17 protein-coding genes are annotated in these 16,059 nt (G+C 40.6%); 8 read left to right on the top strand and 9 right to left on the bottom strand.

Going from position 1 to position 16,059, the window contains the following annotated elements; translation table 11 throughout:
• Positions 1-255 precede the first annotated feature (255 nt).
• Together HNR41_RS08675 and HNR41_RS08670 are read right to left on the bottom strand one after the other, a co-directional pair.
• Positions 256-1,992: a GMC family oxidoreductase gene (locus HNR41_RS08675; RefSeq protein ID WP_184283718.1), complete on the bottom strand. Its 1,737-nt coding sequence runs from the start codon at positions 1,990-1,992 to the stop codon at positions 256-258.
• Positions 1,993-2,010: 18 nt separating this feature from the next.
• Positions 2,011-2,799 (bottom strand): gluconate 2-dehydrogenase subunit 3 family protein, encoded by a 789-nt coding sequence (locus tag HNR41_RS08670; RefSeq protein ID WP_184283716.1) that lies wholly within the window; start codon positions 2,797-2,799, stop codon positions 2,011-2,013.
• A gap of 204 nt (positions 2,800-3,003) precedes the next feature.
• On the opposite strand from HNR41_RS08670, the gene HNR41_RS08665 reads away from it, so the two are divergent.
• From HNR41_RS08665 to dsdA, 3 genes are all read left to right on the top strand, one after another.
• Positions 3,004-3,438, top strand: a complete 435-nt coding sequence (locus HNR41_RS08665) for a hypothetical protein (RefSeq protein WP_184283714.1) — start codon at positions 3,004-3,006, stop codon at positions 3,436-3,438.
• A gap of 85 nt (positions 3,439-3,523) precedes the next feature.
• Positions 3,524-3,940 carry a general stress protein gene (locus HNR41_RS08660; protein WP_026859027.1) on the top strand — a complete coding sequence of 139 codons (417 nt, stop codon included), beginning with the start codon at positions 3,524-3,526 and terminating at the stop codon, positions 3,938-3,940.
• Positions 3,941-4,012: 72 nt separating this feature from the next.
• Complete coding sequence (dsdA, locus tag HNR41_RS08655) at positions 4,013-5,305, top strand: D-serine ammonia-lyase (RefSeq protein ID WP_184283712.1); 1,293 nt, start codon at positions 4,013-4,015, stop codon at positions 5,303-5,305.
• 37 nt (positions 5,306-5,342) lie between these two features.
• Here dsdA and HNR41_RS08650 read toward each other — a convergent pair whose 3' ends face one another.
• The 3 genes from HNR41_RS08650 to HNR41_RS08640 all read right to left on the bottom strand — a co-directional run bounded on the left by HNR41_RS08650 (position 5,343) and on the right by HNR41_RS08640 (position 8,955).
• On the bottom strand, positions 5,343-6,134 hold the full coding sequence (locus tag HNR41_RS08650; RefSeq protein WP_184283710.1) for a VLRF1 family aeRF1-type release factor: 792 nt from the start codon (positions 6,132-6,134) through the stop codon (positions 5,343-5,345).
• Between the two features lie 106 nt (positions 6,135-6,240).
• Positions 6,241-7,437 (bottom strand): MFS transporter, encoded by a 1,197-nt coding sequence (locus HNR41_RS08645; RefSeq protein ID WP_229714976.1) that lies wholly within the window; start codon positions 7,435-7,437, stop codon positions 6,241-6,243.
• Between the two features lie 99 nt (positions 7,438-7,536).
• Complete coding sequence (locus HNR41_RS08640) at positions 7,537-8,955, bottom strand: FAD/NAD(P)-binding protein (RefSeq protein WP_184283707.1); 1,419 nt, start codon at positions 8,953-8,955, stop codon at positions 7,537-7,539.
• Positions 8,956-9,114: 159 nt separating this feature from the next.
• Here HNR41_RS08640 and HNR41_RS08635 point away from each other — a divergent pair, with 159 nt between their 5' ends.
• The 4 genes from HNR41_RS08635 to HNR41_RS08620 all read left to right on the top strand — a co-directional run bounded on the left by HNR41_RS08635 (position 9,115) and on the right by HNR41_RS08620 (position 12,319).
• Positions 9,115-9,873 (top strand): SDR family NAD(P)-dependent oxidoreductase, encoded by a 759-nt coding sequence (locus tag HNR41_RS08635; protein WP_184283705.1) that lies wholly within the window; start codon positions 9,115-9,117, stop codon positions 9,871-9,873.
• A 39-nt stretch (positions 9,874-9,912) separates the two neighbouring features.
• Positions 9,913-10,479 carry a pyridoxamine 5'-phosphate oxidase family protein gene (locus tag HNR41_RS08630; RefSeq protein ID WP_221432901.1) on the top strand — a complete coding sequence of 189 codons (567 nt, stop codon included), beginning with the start codon at positions 9,913-9,915 and terminating at the stop codon, positions 10,477-10,479.
• Positions 10,480-10,573: 94 nt separating this feature from the next.
• Positions 10,574-11,098 carry a GNAT family N-acetyltransferase gene (locus HNR41_RS08625; RefSeq protein WP_184283701.1) on the top strand — a complete coding sequence of 175 codons (525 nt, stop codon included), beginning with the start codon at positions 10,574-10,576 and terminating at the stop codon, positions 11,096-11,098.
• A 15-nt stretch (positions 11,099-11,113) separates the two neighbouring features.
• On the top strand, positions 11,114-12,319 hold the full coding sequence (locus HNR41_RS08620) for a CynX/NimT family MFS transporter (protein ID WP_184283699.1): 1,206 nt from the start codon (positions 11,114-11,116) through the stop codon (positions 12,317-12,319).
• Between the two features lie 28 nt (positions 12,320-12,347).
• Here the strand turns inward: HNR41_RS08620 and HNR41_RS08615 are convergent, their stop codons facing one another.
• Positions 12,348-12,578, bottom strand: a complete 231-nt coding sequence (locus tag HNR41_RS08615; RefSeq protein ID WP_026859020.1) for a DUF896 domain-containing protein — start codon at positions 12,576-12,578, stop codon at positions 12,348-12,350.
• Positions 12,579-12,596: 18 nt separating this feature from the next.
• Complete coding sequence (locus HNR41_RS08610; RefSeq protein WP_221432911.1) at positions 12,597-13,532, bottom strand: LLM class oxidoreductase; 936 nt, start codon at positions 13,530-13,532, stop codon at positions 12,597-12,599.
• 198 nt (positions 13,533-13,730) lie between these two features.
• Here HNR41_RS08610 and HNR41_RS08605 point away from each other — a divergent pair, with 198 nt between their 5' ends.
• A complete protein-coding gene (locus HNR41_RS08605; RefSeq protein ID WP_184283695.1) occupies positions 13,731-14,270 on the top strand; it encodes a VOC family protein in 540 nt (179 codons plus the stop codon).
• 23 nt (positions 14,271-14,293) lie between these two features.
• On the opposite strand, the gene HNR41_RS08600 is transcribed toward HNR41_RS08605, so the two are convergent.
• On the bottom strand, positions 14,294-14,893 hold the full coding sequence (locus tag HNR41_RS08600) for a response regulator transcription factor (RefSeq protein ID WP_184283693.1): 600 nt from the start codon (positions 14,891-14,893) through the stop codon (positions 14,294-14,296).
• 1 nt (position 14,894) lies between these two features.
• Positions 14,895-16,022 carry a sensor histidine kinase gene (locus HNR41_RS08595; protein ID WP_221432900.1) on the bottom strand — a complete coding sequence of 376 codons (1,128 nt, stop codon included), beginning with the start codon at positions 16,020-16,022 and terminating at the stop codon, positions 14,895-14,897.
• Between the last annotated feature and the right edge of the window lie 37 nt (positions 16,023-16,059).

Here is a 16,059-nt window from a genome sequence, read left to right as displayed (position 1 = left end):
TATACCAAATTAAACGGCGGTCTCACAGACGATTTACACTTTGATTACATTAATTAACATAAGAAACATTAATCCACATGTTTTTAACAATTAGAATTTATTACAGCAAAATTAAGATTAGTCTGTTAATTTAATGTAAATTCTTGAATAAGTTAACGAAATCACATGATATGAAAACGGTTACTTCATCTGCTATTGTAAATATGTAATCTCGACAAAAAAAGACTGCCTCAAAAGAGACAGTCTTTGTTTATATTAGTTAGCGCCGGCTACTTCTCCTGCTTCAGCTAATTGTCTATTATCTTCTAAATACATTTCAATACCTTCTGCCGCGCGATAAGCAAAAGCACCAACTGTACCAGTCGGATTATAACCTCCATTATGCGGGAAGTTTGAACCTCCGATAACAAATACATTATCTTCGTCCCACATCTGCAAGTAGTTATTAACGACACTTGTTTCGGGATCCGACCCAATAATCGTGCCTCCAACAATGTGATCATTATGAGCAGGGAATATATCGAAATGCTCTGTCAGTTCTCTTCGAACAGTTTCCGTCGCACCCATTTCTACCATAATCTCTTCAATTTTTCTCCCGATGAAATCATGAACTTCTCTGTCATGATCGGTAAGGTCATACGTCAGTCGCAGCAGCGGACGTCCATAGTCGTCATTATATGTCGGATCAAGTGACAGATAGTTGTTTCTATGAGGGAGCGTAATCATTTGAGCATGTGATGATAATGATTGTGTAAATGATTTAATCGATTCTTTTTTGAATTCTGCACCCCAATTTTTAACACCGGGCGGAACTACATTTTGTTCAATCGGGCGTTTTCCAGTTTGTTTTAATGCAATATTCCCTCCGTGGATGAAGTCCAAATCTGTATGATCAAAATTGTCGACGTTAAATTCATCAATACATATTCCTAGTGCCCCAGCACCTGTAACTGTATTAAACTCTTTATCAAAGAAGCCCGTCACCTGCGGTGTAATATGCAGACAGTAGTTTTTTCCGACTGCACCTTCACCTGTTTTCGGATCATACGCTGTACCAAGGTCGGAATGCAGCAGTAATTTGGTATTATTCGTTGTATGACTTGAAACTACCACAACGTCTGCCGGCTGAAGAAACTCTTCCTGTGTTAACGTATCGATGTACAGAACACCTGTCACCTTGTCGTCTTCCTTAATGATTTCCACTACGTTTGAGTGTGTACGCAACTCAAAATTCCCTGTTTCTTTTGCTGTAGGAATTGTCGTTACGATTGGAGATGCTTTTGCTCCCCACTCACATCCGAATTTTTCACAAAAACCACAATATTGACATGCATTAATTGTTTGCCCATCGGGGTTCACAAATTGCTCTGAAATTGTAGATGCCGGAATCATAAAAGGTTGGTATCCTAATCTTTCACACGCTTCTTTATACTCTGACAATACAGGAGTTTCTTTTAACGGAGGTGTCGGATACGGCGCATCACGTTTCGGCCCCATCGGATTTTGTTCTCCGCTCACCCCTGAATTTTTCTCATATCTTAAATAATAAGGTGCAAGTTCCTCGTACGTAATGCCCCAATCCTGCACAAGATAATCTTCAGGTATTTTATCTGTTCCGTAGCGTTCTTCTGTCATTGATTTTATTTCAAAATCGTATGGGTGATATCTCCATGTGTCACCATTCCAATGCACTCCGCCTCCGCCAACATCAGTACCAATTAAAAACGCACCGTATCGTCGCATTGGCAACGCTTCTTCATCGTCGGTATTCCGGTATGTAATTGTTTCTTTCGATAAATCCTGCATCATTTCATGTCCAACAGCATATCTGTATTCATCATGAGCTGTTAAGTAATCCTCAGTCTTTTTTTCTGTACCACGTTCCAACCCGATTACATTTCTGCCGCCCTTGGATAATTCAGCAGCGACAATACTGCCTGCCCAGCCGAGTCCTACTACGACAATGTCAGTTTTTTCTAATTCTATAGGCATATATTTCCCTCCTGATAATTAATGTGATTCTGAGTGGCTTGAAAGCGCCATTGGTTCAAGTTCAACAGGCCCTTCCTGTTCTACCTCGTTGATATAACTCATATATGCACCAGGGAATTTCTTCATTTCCCAGCCCTGCATTCCTTTATTGCCTCGGTATAGCGGATCTGCGTATGCACCTGATAAAGTCGCTAATCGAAGTTCTTCAAAGAAATCACTCGCTTTGGCACCACGTAATTCAAGTTCATCAGATTCTAATTGAGATAAAATATCATCTTGCTGTTCTGGTTCGAGCTCATGAAATAATACATCGTGATTTTCCTGCGCCGTTACATTCATCACCCGAATGGCTTCCATGAATAAGTCTCTGCGCAGTATTGCATACTGCGGTCCTTGAAAGTCCGTGCCTTCTTTGAAAGGACCTTTCATATATTCACGTGCGTTTACTCCGTACCCGCTCGCAAGTTCATGATCGATAAACCAGCCAACTCCAAGTGCAATAGCACCGGGGCCCAGCTCATCTTCCGGGAAAATCCTTTCTGCAGCGGCTTCAATTGTTTTAAAATCATCAGCTTTAGTGAAAAACTTGTAAGCTCGTGTATAATCTTCCTGTACAGCCGCTTCTCCTCCAGTATTCTGGGCAGTGTCTTCAGATGCAGTTTCAGTCTCTGTGTTCTCGTCCGATGTATTAACATCAAGAAGTGACCCTAAATATGTACCTGCCACTAGTGAACCCGTCGCAACTCCAGACATCTTTAAAAATCCCCGTCTGGAAAAAGTTTTTTCAGTTTCAAATTTATCCGGCATTTCTTCACCTCAAAGTCTGTATTTTTAAATGTAATTGCTATAATAATGTGATGTTAATCTTACATGAAGAAATATATTTTCTCAATTTTATTTTTTAATATTAATGGAAAATATATAACCTACGTAGTAAACTTATTATTTTTTCTGTTAGACTATTTTTATAATCTTTACTAAAATTATTATCATAAGAAGGAGGCAATTCACATGAACATTCCATTCAGTGAGTTTTTTAATTATTTATTTAGGCACAATCCAAATGTCGATGTGAAGTACAGAGAGGAACGTTACAGCGGAGATATTAAAGTGACAGATTTCCTCTCTAGAGATATTGCCGGCACTTTAGCAGCTCGGAACGATACTGCTTACAATAACTTTATGGATGACATCAATACCCAGGTTCGCGATCAGCTGCGCCAATCCAATCTTTACCGTTTCGTTGCAATTATCGGACTGTTGTTTGCAGTACTTGGTTTAAGTATGATTTTATATTTTTCTTCAGGTAACACATGGGTAATTTTAGGCGGCGCTTATTATTCATTCTTCGCTTATCTGCTGGTAGAAGCTTACATCCAGGCAAATCGTAATTATTTTGAAGATCAGCTGTATAAACGCCTAATGAAAAATTATTTTAAAAATTAAATTTAAAGCGGACAAAGCTTTGTTTCATTCCAAACAGACAGGGTAAATATTTTATATATATGAATCTCTGCAGGAGGGGATAATTTTGGCCAGATTAGAAACATATCTTAACGAAGATGATTTATTGAACCGCATTCATTTTTTACGTAGAGAAAAGAACGTAAGGAACAATCAGCTAACTATTTTTTCAAATGCATCTTTTGAAAGTGTAGAGCTGAATGAAGATATTGAAACGAAGACAATTGACGGCACTGCCGGTGATAAGATTGTCACATATTTCTCTGCAGGCGATCCTGAAGACCGCCGTATTGATAATCTCAATCTCACACATGAGCAGGAGGAGGCTTATCATTACGCACTTGAACATCATCAGTTTATTTTGTATATCAATCATCCGGATGCAGATGGTGTTTACAAAGCTGAGCTGAAAGATATGCCATATGATAATGATACTGAAGTCGTCGATATGAACAAAGTGAATGATGACGGTACAAGATTATAATATTCACCAGCAGGTTCCAATCTGGACCTGCTTATTTTTTATAATAAAATTTATATGTAAGGAGATGGTGCTGTGATACTTAATAAAACAATTGAACAATGGCAGAATGAATTTCCACAGCTCGGGGATATGATGGAATATCGTGAAACCCTTTGGCTGAATGACAATCAGGCTGCTGCAGACAGTGTCCTGCCGGAGTTGATACTTAGTGAAGATGATATTTTAAGTGCAGAAGCACGCCTGAAACGTTTTGCACCTTACATTGCACATGTTTTTCCTGAAACTGCTGATAGCGCAGGAATTATAGAATCTCCTTTGACTGAACTGACACGCATTCAGGAAAGTTTTAAAGAGATAGTCGGCAAAAAAATCAACGGTTCTTTTTATTTAAAAGAAGATAACAAACTGCCGATTTCCGGTTCTGTTAAAGCGCGCGGCGGCATTTATGAAGTCCTTGCTTTTGCAGAGTCGCTTGCACTCGCAGCCGGGCTTATTACTGAAGATGATGATTATAAAAAATTCGCCGGTCCGGATTTTAAAAATCACTTCTCGCAATACTCGCTGGTCTGCGGTTCCACTGGTAACCTTGGACTAAGTATTGGAATTATGGGAGCCGAGCTTGGCTTTAAAGTGCTTATTCATATGTCTGATGATGCGAAGCAGTGGAAGAAAGATATGCTCCGCTCTAAAGGCGTTACAGTCGTTGAGCATAGCGACGATTACTCAAAAGCAGTCGAACAGGGACGCGCAGACAGCCTTAAAGACGCTAAGAGTTACTTTATCGATGATGAGAACTCAAAAACATTGTTTTTAGGCTATGCGGTCGCTGCTATTCGCTTAAAAGCACAGCTGCAGGAGCAGAATATCGCAGTGGATAAAAATCATCCGCTGAATGTCTACCTGCCATGCGGTGTCGGCGGCGGTCCCGGCGGCATTGCATTCGGACTTAAAGTTGTTTTCGGTGATAACGTAAACTGTTACTTTGCAGAACCCACGCACTCTCCGTGTATGACCCTCGGCATGATGACTGATTATCACGATAAAATTTCCGTCCAGGATTTCGGTATCGATAACGTCACTGCTGCGGATGGACTCGCTGTCGGCAGAGCTTCCGGATTTGTCGGTCAATTGCTGGCTAAGCTCATCAGCGGTTCATATACTGTCAGTGATGAAAACTTATTTAAAATGCTCGCTGTAATGTACGATGAGGAAAACATTAAACTCGAACCCTCTTCACTTGCAGGTGTCATTGGTCCAGCTGCAACACATTCTAAAGGGACTCATCTTGCTTGGAGTACGGGCGGAGATATGGTGCCTGAGGAAGTTTATAAAGAATATTATCTCAAAGGAAAAAATTTAATTTAACAACAAAAGAGAAGCCTCAGCTTCTCTTTTTTAATAACTATATTAGTGTATCGAATACTTCATTTAAAATTTCATGATCCGGTTTTGAACCGAGGTTTTTTGTGACGATGCCTTTAACGTTTTTCGGGCTCATGTTCGCTTCGATATCAGCTACCGATTCTTTACTGCCGACAAGGTATGCGCCTTCCAGACCGCGTTCTTTAATTTCTTTTTCAAGCTGGGCAGCTAAACTCTTATACCAGCGGTGCTGATTTTCTTCAAAGCGGTGCTGGAATTCATCTTTCCCGCCGCCTCTTGCTAACGGCTGAGCCGCTTCTTCATAGTCGACCCAGTTTTCACTGTCGACGTCCCAGCTGTATTTCCTCGTATCTCTAATAATCCCAAGTGACGTCTCGATAAATGTTACATCAGCCTGCTGCACTACTACCAATGCTGTTTCAGGGAAACGCTGTTCAAGTTCTTCAATCTGCCGTGTTTCAGCAGTTTCACCCCAATGGAATGATGTTGTTACCGGAACCTGCAGTACTCTTGCTCTCCAGAGCTCACCATCAGCCGATGCGACTAATATAAATCCTTTACGCATTTCACGCTGATGCACCGCAATCTCTTTCTCGACTTTATCCTGCAGTTTTTTCAAGGCTTTCAGCTCTGCTTGATTATCTTTTGCCTTCACTTCTTCTTTAAGTTCTTTCAAACCGTTTTTTAAGTGTATCTTCCATTCTCCGTTTGAAAGATTCCCTGCGCTGGCATCTGTGTTTAAGTGAATTGTAAGTACTCCGGTATCATCACGTTTTCCTTTGATTTCCTCAATAATCTTTGCTAATGACATTCTTATCTTACTCCCCTTTCAAAATTACATAATTCCAATACATTACCCTTATAAATTTCCCTCAAAACAAAAATATCACCTGCCAAAATAATGACAGGTGATAGCTCTATACTCCGCTGTTGTTCATTAGTGCTCTATCTCGTCTGCCGTGCAAGAAATAATACACTGCGATTCCCGACAGCACTACGAAAGCGAGCGTTAAATACATTCCGCCGTAGCCGAATGATGATGCAATTGGTCCTAAAAGAAATGGCCCAAAGCCAAGTCCTAAGTCCAAGGCAATAAAATATGTGGTATTCGCGAGGCCGAGACGTTCTCTCGGTGTCACTTTAATGGACAGCGCCTGTGTAATCGACTGCACGTTGCCGTAGCCGAAACCGATCAGCACTGCTGCAATCAGAAATGCAATCGTCGCTGTAGCCTGGCTGATTACTGCGAGACCCAATGCAAACATAATAATTGCAGGGTACATTACAATATTTGCACCTTTACGGTCAAGGAGCGGTCCTGTGATTGGACGCGACAGCAGTACCGTCACACCGTACACTGTAAAGTACAGACTGCCCGCCTGTATCAGACTGATGCTTTCTGCATAAGCAGTAACGTACGATAAAATACCCGAATACGCGAATGCCATTACAAACATCACGACTGAAATTGGTATTGCCCGTTTTTCGAAGAAATCCATAATCTTAAATTTCCCGCCGGCTGTTGCTTTAATCGGTTTCATTGGCGGCGCCTTAACTGTCAGTCCGATAATCAGACTGATTACTGCCATCGTAAATGAAAAGATAAAAATACTGGTAAATCCGTAGGCTGCGATTAAAGCAACACCTATCAATGGCCCGACAGCCGTCGCCAGTACTACTGACATACTGAAGTAGCCGATTCCCTCGCCATTTCTGCTTGGCGGTATAATCTGTGCAATGATTGTACCTGTTGCCGTCATTGCGTAACCCATAGCTATACCGTGTAAAATCCGGAGTATAATAAGCGGATATATACTCATCGGGATTAAATAAGATGCCGTCAGCACAACGATGAGTGCCGAGCCGATCAGCAGCATTTTTTTACCGCCCATAGCGGTAATATGCTTGCCGCCGAACAGCCTTCCAATCAGCGAACCGATAATAAATGAACTGGATACAAGTCCTGCCATGCCGACCGACGCACCGTATTCCTGTGTCGCGTACATTGCCATTGTCACAAGGAGAAGATATTGTGACATCATTAGCGCAAAGTTAACAATTGATGTATTTATAAAATCTTTCGTCCACAATCTGTCTTTATATACTTCCGACAAGTTAATTGCACTTCCTTAATAATTTATTGAATCTCTCTATTTTCCATTAAATAACAGCTCTTGTCTATAGACTAAGTGCATAAAAATAATAAATCAGTTTTAAGATTCATTTGTTTCAAAGAAATGATTCACCAGCTCTTCAGTTTCCGCACTCAGCATGCCGACACCTCTGATTAAATAATCCGAACCTGCCGACAGCGCTCCAATTGTATAAAAATTATTCATAGTGCCGAATCTCGGGCTGATAATCTCATGATTTTTATTTAGCAGCACGCCGCCGAATTCATCTGCCTCAAGTATTAATGCATCATACATATTCTGCAGTAATTCTGTGCTATCTTTTTCAATGTTTTTAACCGGTCCTGTAGCATTGATTAATATATCAAAATGCTCTGTTTCACCATCTTCAAAAGTTACAGTGAATCCATCGTCCACTGCTGCAGATTCCATGCCGTGCATAAAGACCAGCTTGTCTTCATCAATCCATTTGAGAATCTGCTCTGCGCCATGCGGCGGCATTGGTGAATGATTGCCGTCAACATAAGGATGGTATTTTTCTAAAAACGTCCGTTTATCACTGCGCGATAAATATTTAAATAATATTTTAAAAGCACCCTCCAGGTGCACTATTAAATACTGCAGTCTGCCGACACTGTCCATATGCTCAAGATCGTATTTCAAATCAATATCAGGACGATCTGTCTTACGTTCAAAAAGTGATACATCCACCTGCTGTGCTGCCATTTCCTTTTTAAACAGCCCGATTAATTTATCGAGTGGAATCAGACCGTCTCTTTCATATTGAAACGCTGCATCCAAAGTAAAATACTCCGGTTTAAAATCATAATACGTCCCTCTAACAGCAGGCATCTCTCCGCTTCTCGATAGAACATACACTTTTTCATGGCCGTTCAGGAGCAAATATCTGAAACTGTCGATGGCAGACAAGCCGCTCCCGATAATTCCAATTTTGCCTTCCAGCTTATTTAACTTCTCCTCTATCGGGTACGGATTATAAAAATAATTGCTGACGCCCTTTAGCTCATAAGGGTCACTGTATGACAATTCACCGGTCATTAAATATACAGCATCGTATTCTTCGACAATATCACCTGCATGAAGCCAGTATGTTTCACTCTCTTCATTAAATATAATATTGTCTGCATGTTTTTTTATAAGCTTAATATTGGAATGTTCAGCTGCGAACGACATCAGGGAACTGTGCATATACTCTCCATAAACCTTTCGGCTAGTATAGCTCTCAGCTTGATGGCCCTTCATTTTCAGCCAATTTATATAATCATCAGAATCAGCTGTCAGAGACATCTCTTCTGCCGGCAGATTAATAATCAAATTTTCATTGTCCTGCTGATAAGCATAACCCCGGCCCAATGTCTCAGGCGCATCATATATATCAATAAGCAGATTTTCATTGAACCTTTCATCGTTCACAAAAAACTTAACGATTGAAATACCGGCCACTCCGGCACCTGCAATTGCTATTCTTTTAGCTTTCATCGCTTCATCACTGTCCTCTAAGAAAGTTAACTTCCTTTTTAATTATATAAATAAAGTATTCACTCTGCCAATTTCAAAATTGTAAGCATTTTATTTGTTGTTAGAAAATTCTTACTATACATTGGAATAAGATACAAAATAAAGGGAGGACATTCATTCATGCAAAACAAAGTTGTTTTAATTACCGGCGGGGCCGGCGGTATCGGACAGGCAGCAGCAAAAGAGTTTCTCGATAATGGCGCATCGGTCGTTCTCGTGGATTTAAATGAAGACGCATTAAATGCCGCAAAAGAAAATCTTGGCTCAGATAATATTCATTTGATTACAGCAGACGTAACGAACGAAGAGGACGTTGAAAGATATGTCCAAGAAACAGTTGAGAAGTATGAGAAAATAGATATATTTTTCAATAATGCAGGGATTAACGGGCCCTTCACTCCAATTAAAGATTTAGAAAAAAAACAGTTTGATTTAGTAATGGCAATCAATACTACCGGGGTCTTCCTGGGTATGAAACATGTCATCAGACAAATGGAAAAACAAGGTTATGGCAGTATTGTTAATACAGCGTCAAATGCTGCTTACATTGGCTCCGCAGGTATGCCGGCTTATATCGCTTCAAAACATGCCGTTGCGGGATTAACTAAAACTGCAGCGCTTGAAGCAGCTGAGAGTCAAATTAGAGTAAATGCTGTCGCACCCGCTGCTATAGATACAAATATGCTTAAAGATATTCAAAACAACCTCTCACCTGATGCTCCTGAACAATCAGGCGAAGCTATAAAAGCAGGAATTCCTTTCGGAAGATTTGGGACACCAGAAGAAGTGGCAAAAGTTGTTTATTTCTTAGCTTCCGACAATGCATCGTTCGTTACCGGCTCTCTTTATAATGTCGATGGCGGCATGCAGGCAGATTAATTTTATTCGCCTCAACTTTTCATCCCGGTATTATTAGACATGTATGATAAAATTCATTTAATCATTAAATACCGGGGTGCACATATGGACATTAACGAAATCTTAAAAGATACAAAAATTATGACAGGCCCGTTTCCTGAACTGGATAAAAAAGAGCACGGCAATCCTTTCAGCCACTTTTACGAGTGGTACACGCATGCACTGGAGAATAGAACAGCCGAGCCCAACAGTATGGTTCTCAGTACTGTAAGTCAGAACAATACAGCGGACTCGCGTGTTGTCCTGTTAAAAGCAATGGATGATGAGGGGCTTTATTTTGAGACGGGAAAATTCCGTGAAAAAGTTTTACAGCTGACACATAACAGCAGTGTTGCTTTAAACTTTTACTGGCGTGAACAGGGGAGACAGGTCCGCATTAAAGGTACTGCGGAGCTGACAACTGACATTTCACATGTTGCTGATAATTTAGATGCAGCAGTGCGCGATTTAAACGCGTATAAAACTTTCCCTTCGGAGATTGAATTTTATCAGGCATTAAATGAAGGCGGTTATGCCCGTCTTCTTTATAAGTTAACCGATGGAAAATGGGAGTGTAACTGGCTGTAGCCGGATGCACTCTTTTTCTAATTAATATTCTATCTGTGATTAAATCTTAAATTTCATGTATAGTAGGTAAATAAATTAATACAGAGGTGATTTCATGACTTCATACATCACACGGTGCACTATAAATGATACTGAGGCGCTGTTAAAATTGAGCTATGATACTTTTTATGAAGCTTTCGAGGCTCAAAACACTAAAGAGAACATGAAAGCTTATTCTAATGATGCTTTCACAGCTGAAAAAATCAGGGATGAACTTAATAATCCTGATTCACAGTTTTATTTTATATACAGCAATGATGAACCTGCAGGATACTTAAAAGTGAATGTCGATTCAGCTCAATCCGAACCGATGGGACATAGTTCTCTTGAAGTGCAAAGAATTTATATTCTCCAGAAATATCACAAACAGGGATTCGGTAAAGAACTGCTGAATCTTTCCTATGATATTGCACGCAAACTCAATAAAAATAAAATCTGGCTTGGTGTCTGGGAGAAAAATGAGAATGCGATTGGCTTTTATAAAAAGCAGGGCTTTAAAAAAACCGGTTCTCATTCCTTTTTTATGGGAGATGATGAACAGACAGATATTATAGCGGAGAGGATTTTATCGTTAGAATAATGGAGGAGAAAGTTATTGAGCAACCAAATAGATCAACCTTTTTTCAGCAATAAAAATTTAAGCTGGCTGCTGATTATCGGCGTTATTTTAGTCGGTGCAAACTTAAGGGTGCCACTGACTTCTGCAGGTGCTCTCGTATCATTTATCAGAGATGATTTTGGCATCAGCAACGCGCTTGCAGGTGTTATTACTACGCTTCCGCTCATTGCATTCGCACTGTTGTCACCGTTTGCACCGAAAATTGCAAACAAAATCGGCATGGAACGGACGATTGCTATTTCACTTATTCTGCTGATTGCAGGTATTTTAATCAGATCTGCAAGCGGCATCGGTCTGTTATTTACCGGAACATTGCTGGTTGGTTTAGCAATTGCCATCGGCAACGTGCTCATACCCGGCATTATTAAAATGAATTTCCCCTATAAAATCGGCTTAATGACCGGCCTCTATGCGATTGTTATGAACGTATTCGGCGCACTCGGTTCAGGTTTAAGTATACCGATTGCAACGTCCGGAAATTTAGGCTGGCGCGGCTCACTCGTTATCTGGGGCGGACTTGCGTTTATCACACTGATAATCTGGCTGCCGCAGCTAGCGAAAAAGTATGGTGCCAAAAAGAAAATTAACAATCAGCAGATTGGCGGATTATTACGCTCGCCGCTCGCATGGAAAATCACCGTATTTATGGGTGCTCAGTCTTTAATCTTCTATACGCTGATTACTTGGCTGCCGACTATATTAATGGCTAACGGCTACGATATTCATCTCGCCGGCTGGGGTGTATTTATATTCCAGTTCGCAAGTATTCCATTTACATTTATCATTCCGGTTATCGCAGACAAGATGAAAAATCAGGTGATGATTGCATTGATCAGCAGTGGATTGATATTCACAGGAATTGCCGGTCTTCTCGCAGGATTTTCAGAACTCTCAATCCTCTGGATAATAATGCTCGGTATCGGCAACGGCAGCGCATTTTCACTGTCCATGATGTTTTTTACACTGAGAACAAAAGATGGCTACGAAGCCGCTGAACTCTCGGGTATGGCTCAATCGTTCGGTTACCTGCTGGCAGCACTCGGACCGGTGATGGTCGGAGGTCTTCAGGATATGACGGGAAGCTGGACACTCCCGCTGATACTGCTTGCCTGCGTCTCAGTACTGATGCTTATTATGGGTATCGCATCCGGTAAAAATAAACAGATTTCCGGGAATGTATAACAAAAAAGCAGCGGATCTCCGCTGCTTTTTATTTATCTTGTCTTTTTTTAGCTTGTTCTTCTTTTAATTTTTCTGGTGTAACATCATTTCCAAGCGGATCCACAACTGTCAGTCCTGAAAAGGAATCCAGTACCTGTCCTCTGATTTGACGAAGGTAATCTTCTCTTAAGACTTTCTGCTCCCGCTTTTCTTCTTCAGTCAGACCCACCGTTTTTTGTATTTTTGCTAATTCATTTATTCTATCTAATCCTGCAATCATATTTGATCCTGCTTTCTTTTATTGATTAAAAAATGTAAATTTCTGTTCTCTGTTAACAGGAAACTTCGGTACAACAAATTCTCCAAGTTCCTGAATTACTTCTGCCGCCGGACGACTGCTGTCTTTAAGCGCGACAGTCATATGATTAACGCCCGCTTCCTGATATGCGTTTAAATAATCTATTAAAAAATTTCGTCCCGCTCTGAATCCTGTTTCCAACGTTTTCGGCGCTTCATTTGCACGCTCAGACAAATCAATCATCAGAGGCTGGGTAAATGGTTTAAATTCTTCAGTTAAACCGCGCCATTTATTTATTAGTGCTTTTTGTTTTTTTAACTCCTGCGGATAAAACATCCAGCCGTCTGTATGTTCCGCAAGCCACTCTATCGTCTGGCTGCTGTAACCTGTACCGAATACAGGAATACTCCCCATTTCAGGTTTAGGAACAACATCGCCTTCGGTTAAGTTTGTACGTTCTGTTTGTATTACCGGAAACTCTTCCTGCCACAGCTGTTTCATTACAGCAATGGATTCTCTGAACAGCTCACCTTTATTTTCACGGCCTACTTTGAATGCCGGAAATTCTATCTGCCGGTCACCTGTTGCCGCGCCCATTACAAAGCGCCGCCCTGAAATACTGTCGAGCGTGGCAGCAGATTTTGCCGTATGAAAAGGATGCCTTAATGTGGTCACTATGCTGCCAGTCGTCAGCGCGATACTTTTAGTATGTGCTGCTGCATATGTTAAAAACATAAACGGGTCATAAAGCCCGCCGACATCACCAAAGTTCGGATCATACAGTGGTGCATCCCGAACCGTTAAAGCAGCAAAACCGTAATTTTCAGCCTGCTTTGCAAGCATCATCTGCTCCTCGAGATTCATTCTCGGAAAACTGCCTTTATAAGCTTCAAGAGGAAAACCCAAACCTAATGTCAGCTTGTCTTCTTTAAACATTCTTTTGAACCCTTTGTGTTCTTGAAATTGCGCCACGTATAATCACCTCCCTTAAGTTTTTCTGTCTGCAGCACACAGACAAATGTAGATGTATTATATTACCATAACCGGCTACTGGCAAGGTATGTGCCTGATACAGGTTTAAAACCGGGTAAAAAATGGGAATACATAAAGAAGAAGTTTTTCTATGAAGGAGTGATGAGCGTGGGTTTAATACGAGGTATGAACCATATTGGAATGACTGTTCCTGATATTGAAATAGCAACTGAGTTTTTTAAAAAGGGACTCGGTGCAAAAATCGCTTACGATTCGCAGACACTTAAAGACCGCCCGAGAGGCGGACCTTTAGTTGAAAAGCTGCTCGGTATCCCGGAAGAATCATATGTGGTCAAAAAAAGAATGCTGACTATCGGCAATGGTCCGAATATAGAAATGTTCCAGTTCTTTAATGTAAGTTCAAGAACACCATTAAGTCTGGAAGATTACGGCTATACACATCTTTCTTTTTATACAGATGATATAAAAAAATCATATGAACAAATGAAAGAAGCCGGCGGTCAGCCGCTGTCGAATATTCATGAAAATACCCGCTATGAAGATACAGAGGGTAACGGCACAGTTTACTTTAAGACTCCATGGGGCAGTTTAATCGAATTGCAGACATTGCCGAAAGGCTATTATTATCCTGAATACAGTGAGTCAAAAGTATTTATACCAGACGAAAAGCAGTCTCTCTGAAATTTAATCAGAGAGACTGCTTTTCATTTTAACCAGCCTTTATCCAGAGCTTTCCTGATGGCTTCAATTCTGTTCGTTACACTCAGCTTATCAAGCACAATTGATACGTAATTCCTAATCGTACCATTCGATAAATGCAACTCTTCAGCAATGGATTTCGTCGTTTTACCATCTGCAAGGAGCTGGATAATTTCAATCTCTCTCGATGTGAGCGGATTTCCGGTTTCAAAAGCGATATCGATGAGTTCCGGAGAGTAAATTCGTTTCCCGGTCATAATCTGTCTGATGGACTCTGTTAATGTTTCACTCGGCGTATCTTTCAGCAGATAACCGCTGACCTGTGCTTTTTTGGCGCGTTCAAAATACCCCGGTCTCGCATAGGTTGTCAGTATAATCACTTTGCAGTCTGTCTCTGTCAGCTCTTCTGCCGCATCCAGCCCTGTCATTACCGGCATTTCAATATCCATTAAACAAATATCCGGCTGCTTTTCTTCAACAAGTTTAAGCGCATCTCTGCCATTCCCGGCCATACCTACCACTGAAATATCTTCTTCCAGATTAAGCAGCGAGCTGAGCGCACTTAATAATAGATTTTGATCTTCAGCCAGTACAATTCTGATCATCCTATCCCTCCTCTATTTGTCTTAGTACTTTCGGCACTGTCATATTCACTTCAAAACCTCTGTCCGAACTGTGTATATGAGAATCACCGTTAACAAACTGCAGACGTTCTTTCATTCCCTGCAAACCGTTGCCGTAATTAAAACTGGCTGTTCCAGTACCATTATCAGATATTTTTAAAAATATATCTTTTTCAGACTCCGTCAGAATAATCATGCATTCTGTTGCATTACTGTGTTTCAAAATATTGGTTACCGATTCTTTTAAACACATGCTGAGAACATTTTCTATTAATACAGGTATATTTTTAAAGTCTGCTTCTATCGTTTCTGTATGCTCAATGTCAGCAGTGTCCAAAATCAGCTGCGTATGTTTCAGCTCTTCTGTAAAACTGACCCGCTTCATATCACTAATCATTTCTCGAACTTCTTTTAACGCATGGCGCGCCGTATCCTGAATATCCTGCAGTTCTTGTTTCGCCTGCTCGGGATTTTTATCGATAAGCTTGCGTGACAGATCACTTTTAAGACCGATCATCGACAGCCTCTGACCCAGGGTATCATGCAGATCACGTGCAATACGGTGACGTTCCTCTTTAATTGCGAGTTCTGCTATCCGCTGATTAGCATCTTCCAGCTGGTTTTCCAGCTCATCCTGCTTGATCCGGCTCCGTTTATTCAGAGGAATCAGTATAATCCCAAGTATAGTCATAATGAGAAAAGGCAGATGAGTTAATAAGATCATATAATTAAAGAACGATGCATATACTATGGCCAAAACTGTTGTGACCAGTAACAGGACATACATCGTAATGAAGCCCGCTTTACTTCTAATATTGCCGATATAAATAGCAATAAACAAGGCAAAATACACGTAGCTGAATAATATCGTCATTATAATATTAATAATAATTTGGATGCTGACCCCGATATATACTAATGCACCTTTTGAATTAAACGTCAGCCAGTATACCGCAAAAAATATTAATGTCGTTACAATACCGGTTATTATTTCACTGAGCGAGGTCGCACGAAAGATAAAATAAAATGGCAGCACACAAAAAATAATCCATATATAAAGACTTAAGCCCGTATTTGACGGGAAAATATGATACCAATCTTTCACCTTCATTCGCTCCTTCACTCTGCTGTTCAGCCCATTATATCAA

The organism is Jeotgalicoccus coquinae (genome assembly GCF_014207425.1).
GTDB lineage: Bacteria > Bacillota > Bacilli > Staphylococcales > Salinicoccaceae > Jeotgalicoccus > Jeotgalicoccus coquinae.
This window is presented reverse-complemented; position numbering and strand designations above follow the sequence as displayed.

Coding starts and splice junctions, on each gene's coding strand:
- HNR41_RS08600 (WP_184283693.1), bottom strand. CDS start 14,893: ATGATCAGAATTGTACTGGCTGAAGATCAAAATCTATTATTAAGTGCG.
- HNR41_RS08675 (WP_184283718.1), bottom strand. CDS start 1,992: ATGCCTATAGAATTAGAAAAAACTGACATTGTCGTAGTAGGACTCGGC.
- HNR41_RS08615 (WP_026859020.1), bottom strand. CDS start 12,578: ATGATTGCAGGATTAGATAGAATAAATGAATTAGCAAAAATACAAAAA.
- HNR41_RS08640 (WP_184283707.1), bottom strand. CDS start 8,955: ATGAAAGCTAAAAGAATAGCAATTGCAGGTGCCGGAGTGGCCGGTATT.
- HNR41_RS08630 (WP_221432901.1), top strand. CDS start 9,913: ATGTATGATAAAATTCATTTAATCATTAAATACCGGGGTGCACATATG.
- HNR41_RS08665 (WP_184283714.1), top strand. CDS start 3,004: ATGAACATTCCATTCAGTGAGTTTTTTAATTATTTATTTAGGCACAAT.
- HNR41_RS08670 (WP_184283716.1), bottom strand. CDS start 2,799: ATGCCGGATAAATTTGAAACTGAAAAAACTTTTTCCAGACGGGGATTT.
- HNR41_RS08650 (WP_184283710.1), bottom strand. CDS start 6,134: ATGTCATTAGCAAAGATTATTGAGGAAATCAAAGGAAAACGTGATGAT.
- HNR41_RS08635 (WP_184283705.1), top strand. CDS start 9,115: ATGCAAAACAAAGTTGTTTTAATTACCGGCGGGGCCGGCGGTATCGGA.
- HNR41_RS08610 (WP_221432911.1), bottom strand. CDS start 13,532: ATGTTTAAAGAAGACAAGCTGACATTAGGTTTGGGTTTTCCTCTTGAA.
- HNR41_RS08625 (WP_184283701.1), top strand. CDS start 10,574: ATGACTTCATACATCACACGGTGCACTATAAATGATACTGAGGCGCTG.
- HNR41_RS08595 (WP_221432900.1), bottom strand. CDS start 16,022: ATGAAGGTGAAAGATTGGTATCATATTTTCCCGTCAAATACGGGCTTA.
- HNR41_RS08605 (WP_184283695.1), top strand. CDS start 13,731: ATGAGCGTGGGTTTAATACGAGGTATGAACCATATTGGAATGACTGTT.